A 17,210-nucleotide genomic window follows, 5' to 3' on the forward strand; every position below is an offset into this window, starting at 1 on the left:
CGGTGGGAGTACCTTTCGGAACTCTCACCCCACCCAACGGATCCTACGGGGCGCGCATTCCCGGTGTGTCGGGGCACACGCATACCGGGAGGGGGTGGCTGACGGACCGCCCCAGCAGACTCAGTGCCGGGCGAAGGAGTGCTGCAGGAGCACGGTCCCGGCCGTGCCGGGCTGCCGACTGATGCAGGCCGCGTCGACGATGTAGGCCGTGACGCGTGTGCTGTCGTGAGGGTCCGGAAGAACGACCAGGTAGGCGCTCTTCCCGCCGTAGGTGCCGGTCTTCGCTGCCAGGGCCTGATCGCTCCGGGGGACCGCCCGCCTGACACAGTCGGGGACAGGGATCTCCGTCTGAAGCAGGGTGTTCGCGCTCTCGGTGCTCTTCGGGGTGCTCTGCTCGCCGGTGACCCCGGACTGCTGGTGCTGACTTTCGTAGCCCCGCTGCGGTGCCTTCCTCGAGGAGGCGAGCAGATCGTGCACCTGGTTCTGGACACTGGCGCCCGAGAAGGCGCTCATGGACGGGCTCGGCGTGCTGTGCGCTGTCGAGGAGGATGTTCCGCCGGTCAGCGACTGGATCACCAGGGAGCCCGCTCCCAGGACGGCGGCAGTCAGCACCGTCCCGAGGACCAAGGACCTGCGGCGCCGACCGCGCCCGCTCTTCTTCCGTCCCGGTCCGGTCGTCGCCTGCGGGCGTCCGGCAGGGCGATCGGCCGGGAGCGATGTTTCACGTGAAACATGCCCCTCGGTGTCTGCCCTGGAGGCGCTGAGCGTTCCGGGGGCGCTGAGGAGTGCCTCGGCGGCGAGGGCGGCGTCGATCCGGGCGGCCACATCGGCCGGCATGGGCTCCACTTCCGGCGTGGACTCCAGCAGCCCGCGGATCTCCTCCAGCGAGGCATGGACGTCCGCGCACGGCTCACACGTATCCAGATGGCGCCGTATGACGGCGCTGCGGTCCTGAGGGAGAAGGCCTTCGGTGAGGTCGGAGATCTCCGCGACGTCCGGGTGCCCGGCCGTGTCGGTCGTGGAAGTCACGCTCGCCCACCTCCGCCCTTCACTACGGCTGAATCGCTCGGTCCGGTGTCCGTGGGGCACTCGCTCTCAGGCCCCGTTGCCGGTGTGACGGATGTCCCCTGCACCCGGTTCCGTCCCGGCCCGGGTTCTTTCCCGCCCCTGTCCCCGCCTCCACCGCCTTCGGGCCGTAGATGGGTGAGCAACGGCAGGAGTCTTGCTCTGCCCCGGGCGCACCGGCTCTTCACGGTCCCCGTGGGCACGTCGAGGATCCGGGCGGCCTCGGCCACGGGATACCCCTGCATGTCCACCAGGACCAGGGCGGCCCGCTGATCATGCGGAAGGGTGCCGAGTGCCTCGAGCAACTGGCGGTGGACATCGTTCCGCTCGGCCGGCGCCGAGGCCGACTCGTGCGGCTCCAGCAGCTGCTCGAGCCGCTCGGTGTCGTCGACGGGAGCCGTCTTCCGGGAGGCGGCCTTGCGGGCACGGTCCAGGCAGGCGTTCACCGTGATCCGGTGCAGCCATGTCGTGACGGCCGACTGGCCCCGGAAGGTATGGGCAGCCCGGTAGGCCGACACCAAGGCGTCCTGAACCGCGTCGGCGGCCTCCTCGCGGTCCCCCAGCGTCCGCAGCGCGACCGCCCAGAGCCGATCCCGGTGCCGCCGCACGATCTCGCCGAAGGCCTCGTGGTCGCCTTCCACGTGGCGGGTGAGCAGGTCCTTGTCGCTCACCCCGTCGTATCCGGCGCCCTCCGCCATCTGCCCCCTCCGGTCCGAGTCAGGCGTCAGCCCGTGAACTGCACTTCGCCGATGGCCTGCTTGTAGCCGGCGCCCGAATACAGCTCGGAGTCATACCCCGAGTAGGGCACAGCCGTCAGCCAGACGAGGACGTAGCGCGTCTTCATCGACTTGGTGACCTTCACGGTAGCGGTCTTGTCCGTGGTGGTGACCTTGCCGATCTGCTGCAGGGAGTCCAGCGACCCCGGTGTCAGCGAGTCGGCCGCGTACAGCTCGACCGTCGTGTGGTCGCCGGCGTAGCGCATGTCGATGGTGGCCGTGCTGACACTCTTGGCCGAGCCGAGATCGTAGACGATCCCGACGCCCGGCTTGAACGGGGCGATCGGCGGGCCTTCGTTGAAGCTCTTGGTCCGCCAGTACGTGGAGGTGTTGCCGTCGTAGGTCTTGGGGACGTCGCCCGGGTGCTGGGCATCGCCCTTGGCGATGTACTCCTGGCCGCCCTGGATCTTTATCGGTGCCGACTTGGGCTTCGAGGCACCCTCGACGCCGTCGTCCGTCTGCTGGCTCTTGTTGGTGCCGCCGGACTTGCCGCCCTGGTCCATCAGAGCGTCCGCCAGCTGCCAGCTGCCCAGACCGAGGGCGGCGATGAGGAGTGCCGACACGCCCCACTTGAGGGCCTTGCCGGTGCGGCTCTGCAGCGGGGGCGGCGGGGGTGCGATCGGCTGGGTGGCGCCGGGACGCGGCGCCTGACGGCCGTAGGTGCCCTGCTGGTAGGTCGTGCGCTGGTACTCCGGCGGGGCCGTGAACGCCGGCTCCGGCGGGCGGATGCGAGGCATCTCGCCGATCGCCTTCACCAGCTCCTCGGGCGTGGTGCACGCAGACTCGTGACGGGACGCGGTGGCCCCGTCGTTGGCGAGCGCGCGCATGGCCAGCTCGGACAGGCCCCGGTGGACACCGGCGCGCACCTGGTCGGGCGCGATGAGGCCGACACCCTTGGGGAGGCCGGACAGGCCGTACGCGTCGCTCTCGTACGGCCAGCGCTGGGTCAGCGCCGCGTACAGCAGTGCTCCGATCGCCTCGGTGTCGGTGCGCTGCGGGGTGTCTGAGCTGATGCCGCGCAGCGCGGCGTTCACGGCGAGGCCCCGGATGCGCCACTGGCCGGTCGAGGTACGCAGGACGGCGTTGGGGTTCAGCCGCAGATGGGCGAGGCCTTCGCGGTGCGCGGCAGCCATGGCGGAGGCGACCTGACTGACCATCTGGTAGGCGTCGTGCGGCTCCAGCGGTGTGGCCGCGAGGAGCGCGGTCAGCTCGGTGGCGTCGGGCAGCCATTCGTGCACGACGTAGACGAGGTCGTTCTCCTCGACGGCGTCCAGCACCTGGACGAAGCGCGGGTCGCCGAGCAGTGCGGAGGAGCGGGCGGCAGCCAGTACGGATCGGGCGCGCGTATGGTCCGCGGGCAGGATGTGGACGCCGACAGCGCGGCGGAGTTTCTCGTCGACCGCACGCCAACTGCTGAATCCGTCCAGACGGGTGACGCACTCCTCCAGTCGGTAGCGTCTGGCGAGCTTGTGACCGCTGTGCAGTTCGGGAGGCGAGGTCTTCTCTCCGGGACCGTCGATTCCGCTGCTCCCCTGCGCCTTGTCGCTGTCCTTGTCCCGCTCCGGGTTCTTGGCCACCCCGTCGGCCGTGGACTGGTCCGCCTTGGCGGTCAGCGGCTGTTCACCGCTGTTGTCTGCCACGTCGACGGCAGCCGTGCTCCGTTCCGCCACCGTCGTCCCTGCCTCCCCATCTGTTGCACGCTGTCCGACGCCGAAACCAATTGTGCCCACAGTCCGGCGCTATGCACGACACACAGCGGCGGACGATGGTTGTGCGCCTACCCCCGCCTCAGCGGCCCAGACGTCCGCGGACCATGCCCACGAGCGAGTTGAGTTCCTCGATGCGCATCCGCCGGGCGGCGACGAAGAAAATGCCGAGCAGAACGGCACCACCGACGAGCAGCGCGGCGAAGGAGCCGATGACGCCCTGACCGAGACTGTGCCCGATGCCGTAGCAGGCCGCGCCGCTGAGCAGGGCCGCCGGTACGGAGGCGATGCACAGCCGCGCGTACGTCCGCAGCACCCGGGCACCGTCCAGGTCGCCGCCCAGGCGCTTGCGCAGCCTGCGCCAGGCGACGCCCACACCGATCGCGTAGGCGAGCCCGTACGCGGCGGCCATGCCGGCGACCGCCCAGCGGGCGGGCAGCGCGAAGTAGCAGAGCGCCGAGGCGCCCGCGTTGACGACGGCCACGATGACCGTGTTGTAGAAGGGGGTGCGGGTGTCCTCGTAGGCGTAGAAGGCGCGCAGGACGACGTACTGCACCGAGTACGGGATCAGGCCGAGGCCGAAGGCCATCAGCATGTAGCCCATGTTGGTGGCCTCGCCGGTGCCCGAGGAGCCGAAGATCAGCGTGCACATCGGGATGCCGAGCGAGAGGAAGCCGAAGGCGATCGGGACGATGGCGACGGCGGTGGTCCGCAGGCCCTGGGAGATGTCGTCGCGGACCGCGCCCACGTCGCCCTCGGCGGCCGAGCGCGAGATGCGCGGCAGCAGGGCGGCCATCAGGGACACCGTGATGATGGCCTGCGGCAGACCCCAGATCAGCTGCGCGTTGGCATAGGCGGCGAAACCGGTGCCGGCGACGTCGGAGTCCTTGCCGGCCGCCGTGGACAGCTGGGTGACGATCATGGCGCCGGCCTGGTTGGCCAGGACGAACAGGACCGTCCACTTGGCGAGCATCGCCGCCTTGCCGAGGCCGTGGCCCCGCCAGTCGAACCGCAGCCGGATCCGGAAACCCGTCTCGCGCAGGTACGGGATCATCGCCAGCGCCTGGACGACCAGACCGAGCAGCACGCCGATCCCGAGCAGGCGCTGACCCGCGGGCGGGATGTTCGTGACGGTCATGTGGGAGTTCGCGGCGGTGCCGTAGACCCAGATGAACATGCCGAGCGTCACGATGATGACGATGTTGTTCAGCACCGGGGTCCACATCATCGCGCCGAACTTGCCGCGCGCGTTGAGGATCTGGCCCATCACCACATGGATGCCCATGAAGAAGATCGAGGGCAGGAAGTAGCGGGTGAAGGTGACGGCGACGTCGTTGGCCGCCGGGTTGGAGGCGACCGGGTTGGACAGCAGGCGCACCAGCAGCGGTGCCGCGAACATCGCGAGTCCGGTCAGCGCGGCAAGCGCCACCATCACCAGGGTCAGCAGCCGGTTGGCGAAGGACTCGCCGCCGTCGTCGTCCTCCTTCATCGCCCGCACCAGCTGCGGCACGAAGACGGAGTTCAGACCGCCGCCGACGGTGAGGATGTAGATCATTGTCGGCAGCTGGTAGGCGACCTGGAAGGAGTCGCCGAGGAAGCCGAGGCCGAGCGCCGAGACGATCAGCGCGGAGCGGACGAAGCCGGTGAGGCGGGAGACCATCGTGCCCGCCGCCATCACGGCGCTGGACTGGAGCAGGTTGGCCGCCTTGCCGCCCTTCTTCGCGGGCGCGGCGGAGGGCGCGGCGGAGGTGGCGGGCGTGGCGGAAGCAGCGGGCGCGACAGGGGCTGCTGCTGCTTCGGGCCCCGCGGAGCCGTGCGGCACGGCGGGATCCGGCGCCACGGCCGGGGTGGGCACCGGCGACTGTGCCGGGTTGCCGGGCGCGCCCGGATACGCCCCGGGGTACGGGGTGCCCTGCTGCGGGCCCTGGCCGTATGCCGGCGGGTACTGCCCTGCCGGACCGTAGCCGCCCTGAGCGGCGGCCGGCCCGGGGAAGGACGAGGGATCCGCCGGAGCGTGCCCGCCGCCCTGCTGCTGGTCCTTGAAGAGGTGCGCGAAGGCGTCCGGCTCGTGGTACTCCTCGCCGGAGTGCGTGACCAGGTCGTCCACGCCCACGAACTGGGTCGTGCGCGGGTTGTCGCCGTAGGGCAGGTACGGGTTCGCGCCCTCCGGCTCCGGTGCCGGTGTCTGCGCCCACACCCGCGGGTCGGGGGCGTAGGGGGACTGGGCGGGCGGCGCGTACAGCGGCTGCTGCTGGTCGTAGCTGCCGGGAGGGGGCGGCGGGTGCGCGGCACGGTCGTAGAGCGCCTCGGCGACCGGGTCCTGGGCGGCGAGGTCGTGTGCCCGGTAGGGGTCCTGGTCGTAGGCGTCCTGGAGGTACATGTCCGCCGCGGGCTGCGGCGGTACCTGACCGGGCTCCGGCGGCGTCTCGGGGTAGCCCGAGCCGGCCGCGCCCTGGCCGCGATCACCGTCGTACGGCGCGTTCATGCTTACCCCACCTCATCGTCCCTGGCCCACCGGCCATGACATCGCTCAACGGTCCACTCTCTCACCCGTCCCGGACGGGTCGGCGTTTTCCGGTGCGGTGTCCGGCGCAGGGTCACTCGGCTGCTGCGGGTCGTCTGCCCCGGTGCGGGAATCGGATTCCTCCGGTTCCCGCGGGAGACGATCCGCGGGTGCGTCGGGGTTCCCGGGCTCGTCGGCGCCGTCCTCCCCCGCCGTGTCCGGGCCGTTCCCCTCGGCCTGACGGGCGGCCGCGCGCTTGCGCTGGGTGTACATCCGGAAGCCGGCGAGGACGAGGAGGAGCACGCCGCCGCCGATGACCAGCATCACGGTGGGCGTGACCTCGGTGACCTTCACATCGAAGCTGACGGCGTCGCCGTACTCCTGGCCGTCCTCGGTGTACAGCTGGGCGACGACCGTGACCCGGCCGTTGGCGTTGGCCGAGGTGGCGAACTTCACGGACTGGCTGTGCCCGCCGGAGACGGACACGGGCTGCTCGGAGTAGGCCTTGCCGCCGATCTTCAGACGGGTCGGCATGGTCGAGGTCAGGCGCAGGATCAGGTGGCCGGCGGGCTGGACGAGATTGTTCTGGACGGTCACCGGGATCGTGGCGCTGCGGCCGGAGAGCTTGGTCTCCGACTTGTCGATCAGCTTGACCTGGGCGGACAGCTCGTCGAGCCATGCCTCCACGCCGTTGCGATAGCTCTCCGCATCCCCGCTCCTGCCGCGCCAGGACGTGGACATCTCGCGGTTTATGGCCCGCCCGAACGGCGTGACCACACGGGAGCGGTCGGTGAGGATGACCTGGAAGTTGTCGAGCTTGTCCTGGGTGCGCGCGATCTGCTCGAACGCCGTCGTCGGCAGTTCCTGCCGGCGCAGCGAGGAGGGGTAAGCCTGCGACGACGGGATCTGCGTGGTGGCGTTCGGGTCGGGCTTGTCCTTGGCCGCCGAGGTGAGGTCCTGGGACTGGGACCAGTTCGCACCCTCGAGCGCCTTCAGCGCCGCGGCCATCGCCTGGGCCTGGCTCGCGGTGGGCATGCGCTGGGGGGCGATGACGATGCTGCGCTGCTTGTCCGTCTGCGCGTTCACCTCGAGGCTCTGCGCCAGGAACTCCTGCACGGCCAGCGTCGTCGAGTCCGCCTTGGTCAGATCGCCTTCGAAGGCCGTGGAGAGCCGGGCGTCGGAGACCACCGCCGTGGTGCCGCCGCCGACCGGCCGGGCGGCGGAGGGCGTGTACGGCAGCCCGGCGGTCTCCTGGAGGCTGTCGCTGCCGGCGATCACACGGTCGGCTCCGGCGGAGGTCGCGACCTTCATGATCGACGGGTCCACGGCGCCGTCCACCGGCCAGGCGAAGTCCGTGCTCGGTGTGACATGGAGCACGGTCTTGACGGTGGTGGCGGCGACGTCGGTGGCGTCCTTGAGGTGGCTGAGCGAGCCGGTGACGCTGGTGCCGTTGTGCGCGAGGGACGCCAGGTCCGGGTCGCCGAAGGGCAGCGCGACGACCTCCTTGCCCGCCACCGCGTCCTGCAGGTCCGCCAGCCACTGCTTGGCGATCGCCTGATGATCCTTGGGGCCGGGCGTGGTGGTGCCGTTGTCTCCCGGGAGCCGGTAGTTGCCGGTGGCCATCGCGTCCACCGAGGCCAGCAGGTCCGGGTCGATCACCCAGGTGACGTCCAGGTCCTTGCCCAGATCGACCATCTGCGCCAGCCGCCCGCCCGGCGCCAGCTCCTTGGCCAGGTCGTCGTTGTGGAACACCGGCGTCTGCAGCTCACCGGCTCCCGTCTTGGCCGTCATGTGGACCGTGGAGATCAGCGGCCACAGGAACGTCGTCTTCGTCTTGGTGTCGGCGTCCGACGGCTGATACGGCAGGAACGTCCGCTGGATGCCGAGCACCTGGTCCCAGGGCTGGGCCGAGGTCTGGCCGGACAGCGCGACCCCGAACTCGTAGACGCCTGCATCGCCGAGGTCGAGCTTGTCCATGGGGACCGAGATGCTGAAGTGCTCCGCGACGCCCGGGGCCAGCGTGGCGAACTTCTCGACGTACTTGCCGCCGACCTCGGTGCCGGAGTCGCCCTGCACATCGTCGGAGTGCTGGGCCACGGCGTCGATCGCCGAGCGGGTGTCCAGCGGGGGGCCCACTCGCAGGCCCACGTGGGCGCCGGTGACGGCCTGCTTGCCGTTGTTGGTCACCGTGCCGGACACGGTCAGCGTGTCGCCGTCAGTGGGGGCATTGGGGGTGAGGGAGTCCAGGGCCACGGACACCGGGTCGGAGGAGTCGGCCTGGGCGGGCGCCGCGGCGGGCAGCTGCAGCAGAGCAGCCAGCAGGGGCGCCCCGGCGAGCAGCGCTCCGGTGCGCCGCAGCCAGCGGCGGGCAGGGGAGGCACTGGTTGCCTGGAAGTCAGCCGCCTCGGCCACGCGCTCGCCCGTCCCTCGTCGTCAGTGGTCGTCGGAATGTGCGTCCACGCATGGTAACGAGGCGCGCTGAGGGTAAGTGCCGCGGTCTCCGTCACAAGATCGAAGAACTGCGGCGACCTGTCCTCTATATCCAGTATCGAGGGGAGAGCTCCGTACGCCGCAAGAGCAGTTCTTGCGTGGGTATGCCGATACCTGTCCACGACCTCTTTCACCGGCCCACCCGCGACCTTCACCGGGCCGCCCCTCGATGAAATGAAGGACACCCTGGCCGCCGGGGCACGTACCCTCTTCTGTTGTGCCGAACCCCAACGAAGACACTCCCTCTGCCCTGAGCCAGGCGCAGCAGCGCGCGGTCGCCGAGCTGCTGCGGGTGGCCCCGGTCGCCGACGATCTCGCCCGCCGATTCCAGGAGGCCGGGTTCTCCCTCGCCCTGGTCGGCGGATCGGTGCGCGACGCGCTGCTCGGCCGGCTCGGCAACGACCTGGACTTCACCACCGACGCTCGCCCCGAGGACGTACTGAAGATCGTCCGGACCTGGGCGGACGCGGTCTGGGAAGTGGGGATCGCCTTCGGCACCGTCGGCGCGCACAAGGATGGCTACCAGATCGAGATCACCACCTACCGGTCGGAGGCGTACGACCGCACCTCGCGCAAGCCCGAGGTGTCGTACGGCGACTCCATCGAGGAGGACCTGGTCCGCCGGGACTTCACGGTCAACGCGATGGCCGTGGCGCTGCCTCAGAAGGAGTTCATCGACCCGCACGGTGGTCTGGAGGACCTCGCGGCCCGGGTGCTGCGGACCCCGGGCACGCCGGAGGAGTCGTTCTCGGACGATCCGCTGCGGATGATGCGGGCCGCCCGGTTCGCGGCCCAGCTGGACTTCGTGGTCGCCCCCGAGGTCGTCACCGCGATGACGGACATGGCCGGGCGTATCGAGATCGTCTCGGCCGAGCGGGTCCGGGACGAGCTGAACAAGCTGATCCTCTCCGCGCACCCGCGCAAGGGGCTGTCCTTGCTCGTCGATACCGGGCTCGCCGACCATGTGCTGCCCGAGCTGCCGGCGCTGCGTCTGGAGCGGGACGAGCACCACCGGCACAAGGATGTCTACGAGCACACACTGATCGTCCTGGAGCAGGCGATCATGCTGGAGCAGGACGGTCCCGACCTCACGCTCCGGCTCGCCGCGCTGCTGCATGACATCGGCAAGCCGCGCACGCGCCGCTTCGAGAAGGACGGCCGGGTCTCGTTCCACCACCACGAGGTGGTCGGCGCCAAGATGACCAAGAAGCGCATGACCGCCCTGAAGTACTCCAATGAGCTGGTGAAGGACGTCTCGCGGCTGGTCGAGCTGCACTTGCGCTTCCACGGCTACGGCACCGGGGAGTGGACGGACTCAGCGGTCCGCCGCTACGTCCGTGATGGAGGTCCGCTGCTGGACCGCCTTCACAAGCTGACCCGCTCGGACTGCACCACCCGCAATAAGCGGAAGGCGGCCGCGCTGTCCCGGACCTATGACGGCCTGGAGCAGCGCATCGCCGAGCTTCAGAAGCAGGAGGAGCTGGACGCCATCCGCCCGGACCTGGACGGCAACCAGATCATGGAGATCCTGGGCCTCGGTCCCGGTCCGGCCGTCGGCAAGGCGTACAAGCACTTGCTGGAGCTGCGTCTGGACAACGGCCCGATGGAGCACGACGCGGCGGTGGCGGCGCTCAAGGAGTGGTGGGCCGAGCAGAGCTGATCTCTGGGGCGCCGGAACGGTGATGTTTCACGTGAAACATCCCGTCCAGGCCGTGGACGCCGAGGGGCGGTGTTTCACGTGAAACACCGCCCCGCCGCACATTCGAGTGCTACTTGTTGTCTCCCAGGCAGAGGACGAAGGAGTCGCTGCCTTCCTTCCACTCGATGGCCGCGGTCGTTCCCTGGACCGACTGGCAGGCGAGCTGGGACAGGCTGGTGCCGCCGTCCTTCTTGAGCACCTTGTAGTCCGCCTTCGGGTTGCTGCAGTCCAGCTGCTGGATGTCCGGGGAACTGCTACTCCCCTTGTTCGTCAGGCAGTCGCCGACAGCCAGCTTCGTGGTGTCGTCGCTGTTGTGGAAGTACCAGCCGCCCGCTATGACGATGAGGCCGACGACGATGCCGGCCTTGCGCAGGTGCTGCCTGAAGCCGCGCTTCGGCTGCTGAGGAGGCACCGGTGCATACGGTGCCGCGCCCGGCTGGGGGAACCCGGGCTGACCCGGCTGCTGCGGGTAGCCGCCCTGCGGAGGGTACGGGGCCTGGGGCTGGCCGTACGCCTGCTGGCCCTGTGCAAATGGGTTCTGGCCCTGGGGCGGCGGAGTCGTCACTTGAGGGTCCCCCTAGGAGAGTTGGTGAGCAGCGCACATAAGTGGCGCGTAAGACGCACGTAAGTTACCGGGCTCCACTGACACTCCTGTAGTCCAGGGGGACTCTGTGGCTCTGATGTGACACTCAGCGGAGTTCAAAGCGGCCCATAGCGCCAGCAACCGCTCCGTAGATCACAGCGACCGTGATGACCAGCGTCGCCGAGCGGCCGTCCGGTGGCAGCATCAGGGCGGCCACCGCGGCGGCACCGACGAAGGCGACGTTGAACAGGACGTCGTAGACGGAGAAGACGCGCCCGCGGAAGCCGTCGTCCACCGAGGACTGCACGACCGTGTCGGTCGCGATCTTCGCGCCCTGTGTGGTCAGGCCCAGCACGAAGGTCGCGACCAGCATGGGGCCGACGGCGAATGGGAGGCCGAGGGAGAGTTCCAGGACCGCGGCCGCCGCGGCGCACACGGCGATCCAGCGTCCTGGGCCGAGCCGTCCCGCAGCCCAGGGCGTCACCACGGCCGCCGCGAAGAAGCCGGCGGCCGACGTGCCCAATGCCAGCCCCAGCAGCCGCAGTCCGGCATCCGGGGTCGAGGCGAAGGCGTAGCGGCACAGCATCAGCAGCATGACCAGCAGGGCGCCGTAGCAGAACCGCAGCAGCGTCATCGCGGCGAGCGCCCAGGCTGCCTCCCGGCGTGGCGGTGCGGCGAGGTGACGTGCGGCCGCCACCAGGTCGCGGGCGGTGCCGGCGAGCGCCGTCGCCAGATGGGGCTGGACCAACTCGGGGTCCGGCCCCAGCTGCCCGGGCGCGAGGCTCAGGGACGCGAGCGCCGCGCACAGGTACAGCAGGGCTCCCAGCAGCACCACCGCGGCGTCGGAGTCCGCAACCACCAGTCGCACGACGAAGGCGAGGCCGCCGCCCGCCGTCGCGGCGAGCGTACCGGCGGTCGGCGAGAGGGAGTTGGCCATCACGAGGCGCTCATGGTCGACAACGCGCGGCAACGCGGCGGACAGGCCCGCGAGGACGAAACGGTTGACGGCGGTCACGCACAGCGCCGAGACGTAGAAGAGCCAGTCCGGGACGTGGGCGATGATCAGCACGGCCGTCGCCGACGCCATCAGAGCGCGCAGCAGGTTGCCGTAGAGGAAGACCTGCCGGCGCCGCCAGCGGTCCAGCAGGACGCCCGCGAAGGGGCCGACCACAGAGTAGGGGAGCAGCAGCACAGCCATCGCCGAGGCGATCGCCGTGGCCGAGGTCTGTTTCTCCGGGGAGAACACGACGTACGCGGCGAGCGCGATCTGGTAGACGCCGTCGGCGCCCTGGGACAACAGGCGGACGTACAGCAGACGTCGGAAGTACCGAAAACGCAGCAGGACGCGCAGGTCACGCACGACGGGCATGCTGCACAGCCTCACATATGCGGAAGGTCCCCGGGTCGGGAAACCCGGGGACCTTCACAGCCCTGGCAGGAGCGCTTGCGTGCGAGCCGGCGCGCCGCGCTGTGTCGAGCTAGCGCGCCGCGCTGTGTCGAGCTAGCGCTCGACCTCACCGCGGATGAACTTCTCGACGTTCTCGCGGGCCTCGTCGTCGAAGTACTGGACCGGCGGGGACTTCATGAAGTACGAGGACGCCGACAGGATCGGGCCGCCGATGCCGCGGTCCTTGGCGATCTTCGCGGCGCGCAGGGCGTCGATGATGACACCCGCGGAGTTCGGGGAGTCCCAGACCTCGAGCTTGTACTCCAGGTTCAGCGGGACGTCACCGAAGGCGCGGCCCTCGAGGCGGACGTAGGCCCACTTGCGGTCGTCCAGCCAGGCGACGTAGTCGGACGGGCCGATGTGGACGTTCTTCTCGCCGAGGTCCCGGTCGGGGATCTGGGAGGTGACGGCCTGCGTCTTCGAGATCTTCTTGGACTCCAGGCGCTCGCGCTCGAGCATGTTCTTGAAGTCCATGTTGCCGCCGACGTTCAGCTGCATCGTGCGGTCCAGGATGACACCGCGGTCCTCGAACAGCTTCGCCATGACGCGGTGCGTGATGGTGGCGCCGACCTGGGACTTGATGTCGTCACCGACGATCGGGACGCCCGCCTCGGTGAACTTGTCCGCCCACTCCTTGGTGCCGGCGATGAAGACCGGGAGGGCGTTGACGAAGGCGACCTTGGCGTCGATGGCGCACTGGGCGTAGAACTTCGCCGCGTCCTCGGAGCCCACGGGCAGGTAGCAGACCAGGACGTCGACCTGCTTGTCCTTCAGGACCTGGACGACGTCGACCGGCTCGGCCTCGGACTCCTCGATGGTCTGGCGGTAGTACTTGCCGAGGCCGTCGAGGGTGTGGCCGCGCTGGACGGTGACACCGGAGGTGGGCACGTCGCAGATCTTGATGGTGTTGTTCTCGGAGGCGCCGATCGCGTCCGCGAGGTCGAGGCCGACCTTCTTGGCGTCGACGTCGAAGGCGGCGACGAACTCGATGTCGCGCACGTGGTAGTCACCGAACTGCACGTGCATCAAGCCGGGGACCTTGGACGCCGCGTCGGCGTCCTTGTAGTACTCGACTCCCTGCACCAGCGACGCGGCGCAGTTGCCCACGCCGACGACGGCTACGCGAACCGAACCCATTCCGGTTGCTCCCTGTGTGTACGAGTGAGGCCCCGAGTGGGACTCACGTGGCGGTGTCGCCGGGCGTATCCGTCCGGGGGGTCTCCCCGGGACGGGGCAGGCCGCCCGTCGATCCAGTGGTGGTGTCCTGCTGAGCGGACTCCCCGGATGCGGTACCCCTCAGGTCCCGCCCGGCCCGCTCGCTCTCGATGAGCTCGTTCAGCCAGCGCACTTCGCGCTCCACGGACTCCATCCCGTGGCGCTGGAGCTCGAGTGTGTAGTCGTCGAGGCGCTCTCGCGTGCGCCCCAGAGAGGTGCGCATCTTCTCCAGGCGCTCCTCCAGGCGGCTGCGCCGGCCCTCCAGCACGCGCATACGTACATCGCGTGACGTCTGCCCGAAAAAGGCGAACCGCGCGGCGAAGTGCTCGTCCTCGTAGGCGTCGGGCCCGGTCTGCGAGAGCAGCTCCTCGAAGTGCTCCTTCCCCTCCGCCGTCAACCGATAGACGATCTTGGCGCGGCGGCCGGCGAGCGGAGCGGCGAGGGCGTCCTCATGGGTGTTGCCCGGTTCCTCGATCAACCAGCCGTTGGCGACCAGCGTCTTGAGGCAGGGATACAGGGTCCCGTAGCTGAACGCACGGAACACCCCCAGGGACGTGTTGAGGCGTTTGCGCAGCTCATAGCCGTGCATCGGGGACTCGCGCAGCAGGCCGAGCACGGCGAACTCGAGGATGCCGGAACGTCGGCTCATCGTCGCCTCCTCTCGGTCCCGCAGATGCTCCCGCGGGTCTCTACAGTGCCTCTCAGCGTATTTATCTCGCGCTGATGTATCGACTCGATACATCTCGACGATAGAACGGCCTACCCCTGGCGACAAGGGGGACGACGGTGAACGGGATCACATCGACGATTCGTACGATGCAAGTTGCCTGTTTTGGGGTGAACTTCAGGGCTCGGCGGGTTTTGGCGATGCGTAGTCTGTGCGGCATGCACATCACCGGGAACCGCGTGACGTCTGGGGAGCGTCATCGTCCCCGGTGCAGTACGGGTGAATGCAGGACCGACCACATCCGTACTCCGGGGGGACCGGAAACCAGCCGCCGTTCCAGGCGCGCACGGGTGCGCCTGCCCGAGGAGTAATCGTTCGATGAGCGAGCACCGTCGCAAACCGCCGCAGCCGCAGGAAGGCGGACGTGCCGCGGCCCGACGTGGTCAGTCCGGCTCGTCCTCCGGCCGCCGAGCGACACCGCGAGGCGACACCGGGTCCCCTGCCGACTCCTATGGGTCCAGTTCCTATGGGTCGGACAACGGTCCGGGAGGTGAGGAGCGCCCCTACGGCGGCCGTGCCGAGGCCCGCCGGGCGGCGCAGAGAGGCAGCCGCCGCAGAGGCGCCGACAACACAGGTCCGGGTGGCCGGCGCGGCGGCCCGGGTGGTCCGAGCGGTCCCGGGCGCGGCAGAGGCCGCGCGACGACCGCGCCTGGCAAGAAGAGGTTCATCGACTACCCCCGGTCCGGCAAATACGGCTGGCGCCGCTGGATGCCCTCCTGGAAGCTCGTCACCGGGCTGTTCCTCGGCTTCGTCGGCAGCCTGGTCGCGCTGGTCGGCGTCGGCTACGCGATGGTCTCGATCCCCAGCGAGAACGACGCGGCCAAGTCCCAGAACAACGTCTACTACTGGGCCGACGGCAGCCAGATGGTGGCCACGGGCACCGGCGTCAACCGCCAGAACGTCAGCATCGACCAGATCCCCGAGGCGATGCAGTGGGCCGTGATCTCGGCCGAGAACAAGAGCTTCTACCAGGACTCGGGTGTCGACCCCCAGGGGCTCCTGCGCGCCGTGGTCAACATGGCGCGGGGCGGCCAGACGCAGGGTGGTTCGACGATCACCCAGCAGTTCGTGAAGAACACCTACCTGAGCCAGCAGCAGACCCTCACCCGTAAGTTCAAGGAGATGTTCATCTCCATCAAGGTGGGGACGAAGCTCGACAAGAAGCAGATCCTCCAGGGTTACCTGAACACCTCGTACTTCGGTCGCGGTGCCTATGGCATCCAGGCGGCGGCGCAGACGTACTACGGCAAGAACGCGGTGGACCTCCAGCCGAGCCAGTGCGCGGTTCTCGCGGCGCTGCTCAAGGGCCCGACGTACTTCGACCCGGCCGGCAACGCGGACCTCGACCCGTCGGCGACCCAGAAGGCGAACACGGCACGGTCGCAGGCGCGGTGGAAGTGGATCCTCGGGCAGATGCACGACGACCATCACCTCACCGACGACCAGTACCGGACCGCCATCGCGAAGTACCCCGTGCCAGACGGCCGCAAGGCGACCCGGGGCATGACCGGCCAGATCAGCTACCTGGTGGACACGGCGAAGAAGTACGTCCTCGCGCACTCCGACATCACCGAGGCGCAGTTCGACCAGGGCGGCTACCAGATCAGGACGACCTTCAAGAAGGACAAGGTCAACGAGCTGGCCGCGGCCGTGAAGAAGGTCCAGAAGGAACGCCTCGATCCGAAACACCGTGAGCTGGACAAGTACGTCCAGTTCGGTGCGGCCTCGGTGGTGCCCAAGGACGGCGCGATCGTCGCTCTGTACGGCGGTGACGGATACGAGAACGGCCACTTCACGAACAACGCCGACACCTCTGGTGTCCCGGTCGGTTCGACGTGGAAGCCGTTCGTCCTCGCCGCGGCGATGGAGTACGGGACCTACAAGACCGAGCCGCAGGGCATCTCCCCGCTGAGCAAGTACAACGGCAACGATCACCTCAAGGTGACCAAGCCTGACGGGTCGTACTATCTCAACAAGGACAACTCGTACTTCTTCCAGAACAACGAGAGCAACTACAAGTGGGGCTACATCACCCTGCGCAAGGCGATGGAGCAGTCCATCAACACACCGTTCGTGCAGCTCGGTGTGGATGTGGGGCTGACGAAGGTCCGGGACGTCGCCAAGGCGTCCGGGATCCTCGACGACAGCTTCTCGACCCTGAACCCGTCCTTCGCCATCGGTACCTCGACCCCGAGCGCGATCCGTATGGCCGACGCGTACTCGACCTTCGCCGCGTCCGGTCAGCACACGGACCCGTACTCGGTGACCTCGGTGAAGAAGGACGGTCAGGAGCTGCCCGGCTTCACCAAGCCGAAGATCAGCTCGGCGATGCCCGACAACGTGGCGAACAACGTCACGGACGTGCTGCAGAACGTGATCCAGAACGGTACGGGTCAGAACGCCAAGGCCCTGGGCCGTACGGCGGCGGGCAAGACCGGTACCACCGACAGCAACAAGTCGGCCTGGTTCGTCGGCTACACCCAGCAGCTGTCCACCTCGGTGGCGATGTTCCGTGAGAACCCCAAGGACCACGAGCTGCTGTCCATGAACGGCACGGCCGGCGTGGAGTCGATCCACGGTGGTGACATCCCGACGTCGGTGTGGACCGAGTACATGAAGGCCGCACTGAAGAACGCCAACGACCCCGGCTTCCCGAGCGCCACAGAGATCGGCAAGATCCAGGACGAGGCGGGTGCTCCCACCCCCACCCCGACCCCGACCATCACGCCGAGCCAGACGGCGACCCAGTCGCCGAGCCCGACGCCGAGCGCGACGAACACGTCCCCGTCCCCGACGGCGAGCGACACCTGCCAGTGGAGCTGGGGCAACAACTGCAACGGCAACGGCAATGGCAACGGTGGTACGGACACGGGTGGCACCACCGGAGGAACCTCTCCGACACCGACTCCCACGGATACGACCGGTAACGGCAATTCGCGAGGGAACGGCAACGGAGGCATCTTCGCCGGGCCGACCGGCTAGCAGCCGGGCCTGCCGGT

General features: G+C 69.0%; 11 protein-coding genes. 2 read left to right on the plus strand and 9 right to left on the minus strand.

Annotation, left to right across the window (positions count from 1 at the left end; translation table 11 throughout):
* Positions 1 to 120: 120 nt before the first annotated feature.
* The 5 genes from A6P39_RS21710 to A6P39_RS21730 all read right to left on the minus strand — a co-directional run bounded on the left by A6P39_RS21710 (position 121) and on the right by A6P39_RS21730 (position 8,462).
* Positions 121 to 1,029 (minus strand): anti-sigma factor family protein, encoded by a 909-nt coding sequence (locus tag A6P39_RS21710; protein WP_067056801.1) that lies wholly within the window; start codon positions 1,027 to 1,029, stop codon positions 121 to 123.
* Positions 1,026 to 1,763, minus strand: coding sequence for an RNA polymerase sigma factor SigM (gene sigM / locus A6P39_RS21715; protein WP_067056798.1), 738 nt, complete (start codon positions 1,761 to 1,763; stop codon positions 1,026 to 1,028). Before sigM ends, A6P39_RS21710 begins: the two co-directional genes overlap by 4 nt.
* Before the next feature lie 26 nt (positions 1,764 to 1,789).
* A complete protein-coding gene (locus A6P39_RS21720) occupies positions 1,790 to 3,511 on the minus strand; it encodes a protein kinase family protein (RefSeq protein WP_067056795.1) in 1,722 nt (573 codons plus the stop codon).
* Between the two features lie 118 nt (positions 3,512 to 3,629).
* The gene (murJ, locus tag A6P39_RS21725; protein ID WP_067056792.1) at positions 3,630 to 6,032 is read right to left on the minus strand and encodes a murein biosynthesis integral membrane protein MurJ; all 2,403 of its coding nucleotides are present in this window, start codon (positions 6,030 to 6,032) and stop codon (positions 3,630 to 3,632) included.
* A gap of 45 nt (positions 6,033 to 6,077) precedes the next feature.
* Entirely contained in the window at positions 6,078 to 8,462 is a 2,385-nt protein-coding gene (locus A6P39_RS21730; protein ID WP_067056789.1) for a DUF6049 family protein, read from the minus strand.
* A gap of 295 nt (positions 8,463 to 8,757) precedes the next feature.
* Here A6P39_RS21730 and A6P39_RS21735 point away from each other — a divergent pair, with 295 nt between their 5' ends.
* Entirely contained in the window at positions 8,758 to 10,200 is a 1,443-nt protein-coding gene (locus tag A6P39_RS21735) for a CCA tRNA nucleotidyltransferase (RefSeq protein ID WP_067056786.1), read from the plus strand.
* A 109-nt stretch (positions 10,201 to 10,309) separates the two neighbouring features.
* On the opposite strand, the gene A6P39_RS21740 is transcribed toward A6P39_RS21735, so the two are convergent.
* From A6P39_RS21740 to A6P39_RS21755, 4 genes are all read right to left on the minus strand, one after another.
* Entirely contained in the window at positions 10,310 to 10,804 is a 495-nt protein-coding gene (locus A6P39_RS21740) for an LppU/SCO3897 family protein (RefSeq protein ID WP_067056784.1), read from the minus strand.
* A 124-nt stretch (positions 10,805 to 10,928) separates the two neighbouring features.
* The gene (locus A6P39_RS21745) at positions 10,929 to 12,191 is read right to left on the minus strand and encodes an MFS transporter (RefSeq protein ID WP_067056781.1); all 1,263 of its coding nucleotides are present in this window, start codon (positions 12,189 to 12,191) and stop codon (positions 10,929 to 10,931) included.
* 132 nt (positions 12,192 to 12,323) lie between these two features.
* Positions 12,324 to 13,406 carry an inositol-3-phosphate synthase gene (locus tag A6P39_RS21750; RefSeq protein ID WP_067056778.1) on the minus strand — a complete coding sequence of 361 codons (1,083 nt, stop codon included), beginning with the start codon at positions 13,404 to 13,406 and terminating at the stop codon, positions 12,324 to 12,326.
* Positions 13,407 to 13,449: 43 nt separating this feature from the next.
* Complete coding sequence (locus tag A6P39_RS21755) at positions 13,450 to 14,133, minus strand: PadR family transcriptional regulator (protein WP_067056775.1); 684 nt, start codon at positions 14,131 to 14,133, stop codon at positions 13,450 to 13,452.
* Between the two features lie 786 nt (positions 14,134 to 14,919).
* Here A6P39_RS21755 and A6P39_RS21760 point away from each other — a divergent pair.
* A complete protein-coding gene (locus A6P39_RS21760; protein WP_067056771.1) occupies positions 14,920 to 17,193 on the plus strand; it encodes a transglycosylase domain-containing protein in 2,274 nt (757 codons plus the stop codon).
* Positions 17,194 to 17,210 lie beyond the last annotated feature (17 nt).

Source organism: Streptomyces sp. FXJ1.172 (assembly GCF_001636945.3).
GTDB lineage: Bacteria > Actinomycetota > Actinomycetes > Streptomycetales > Streptomycetaceae > Streptomyces.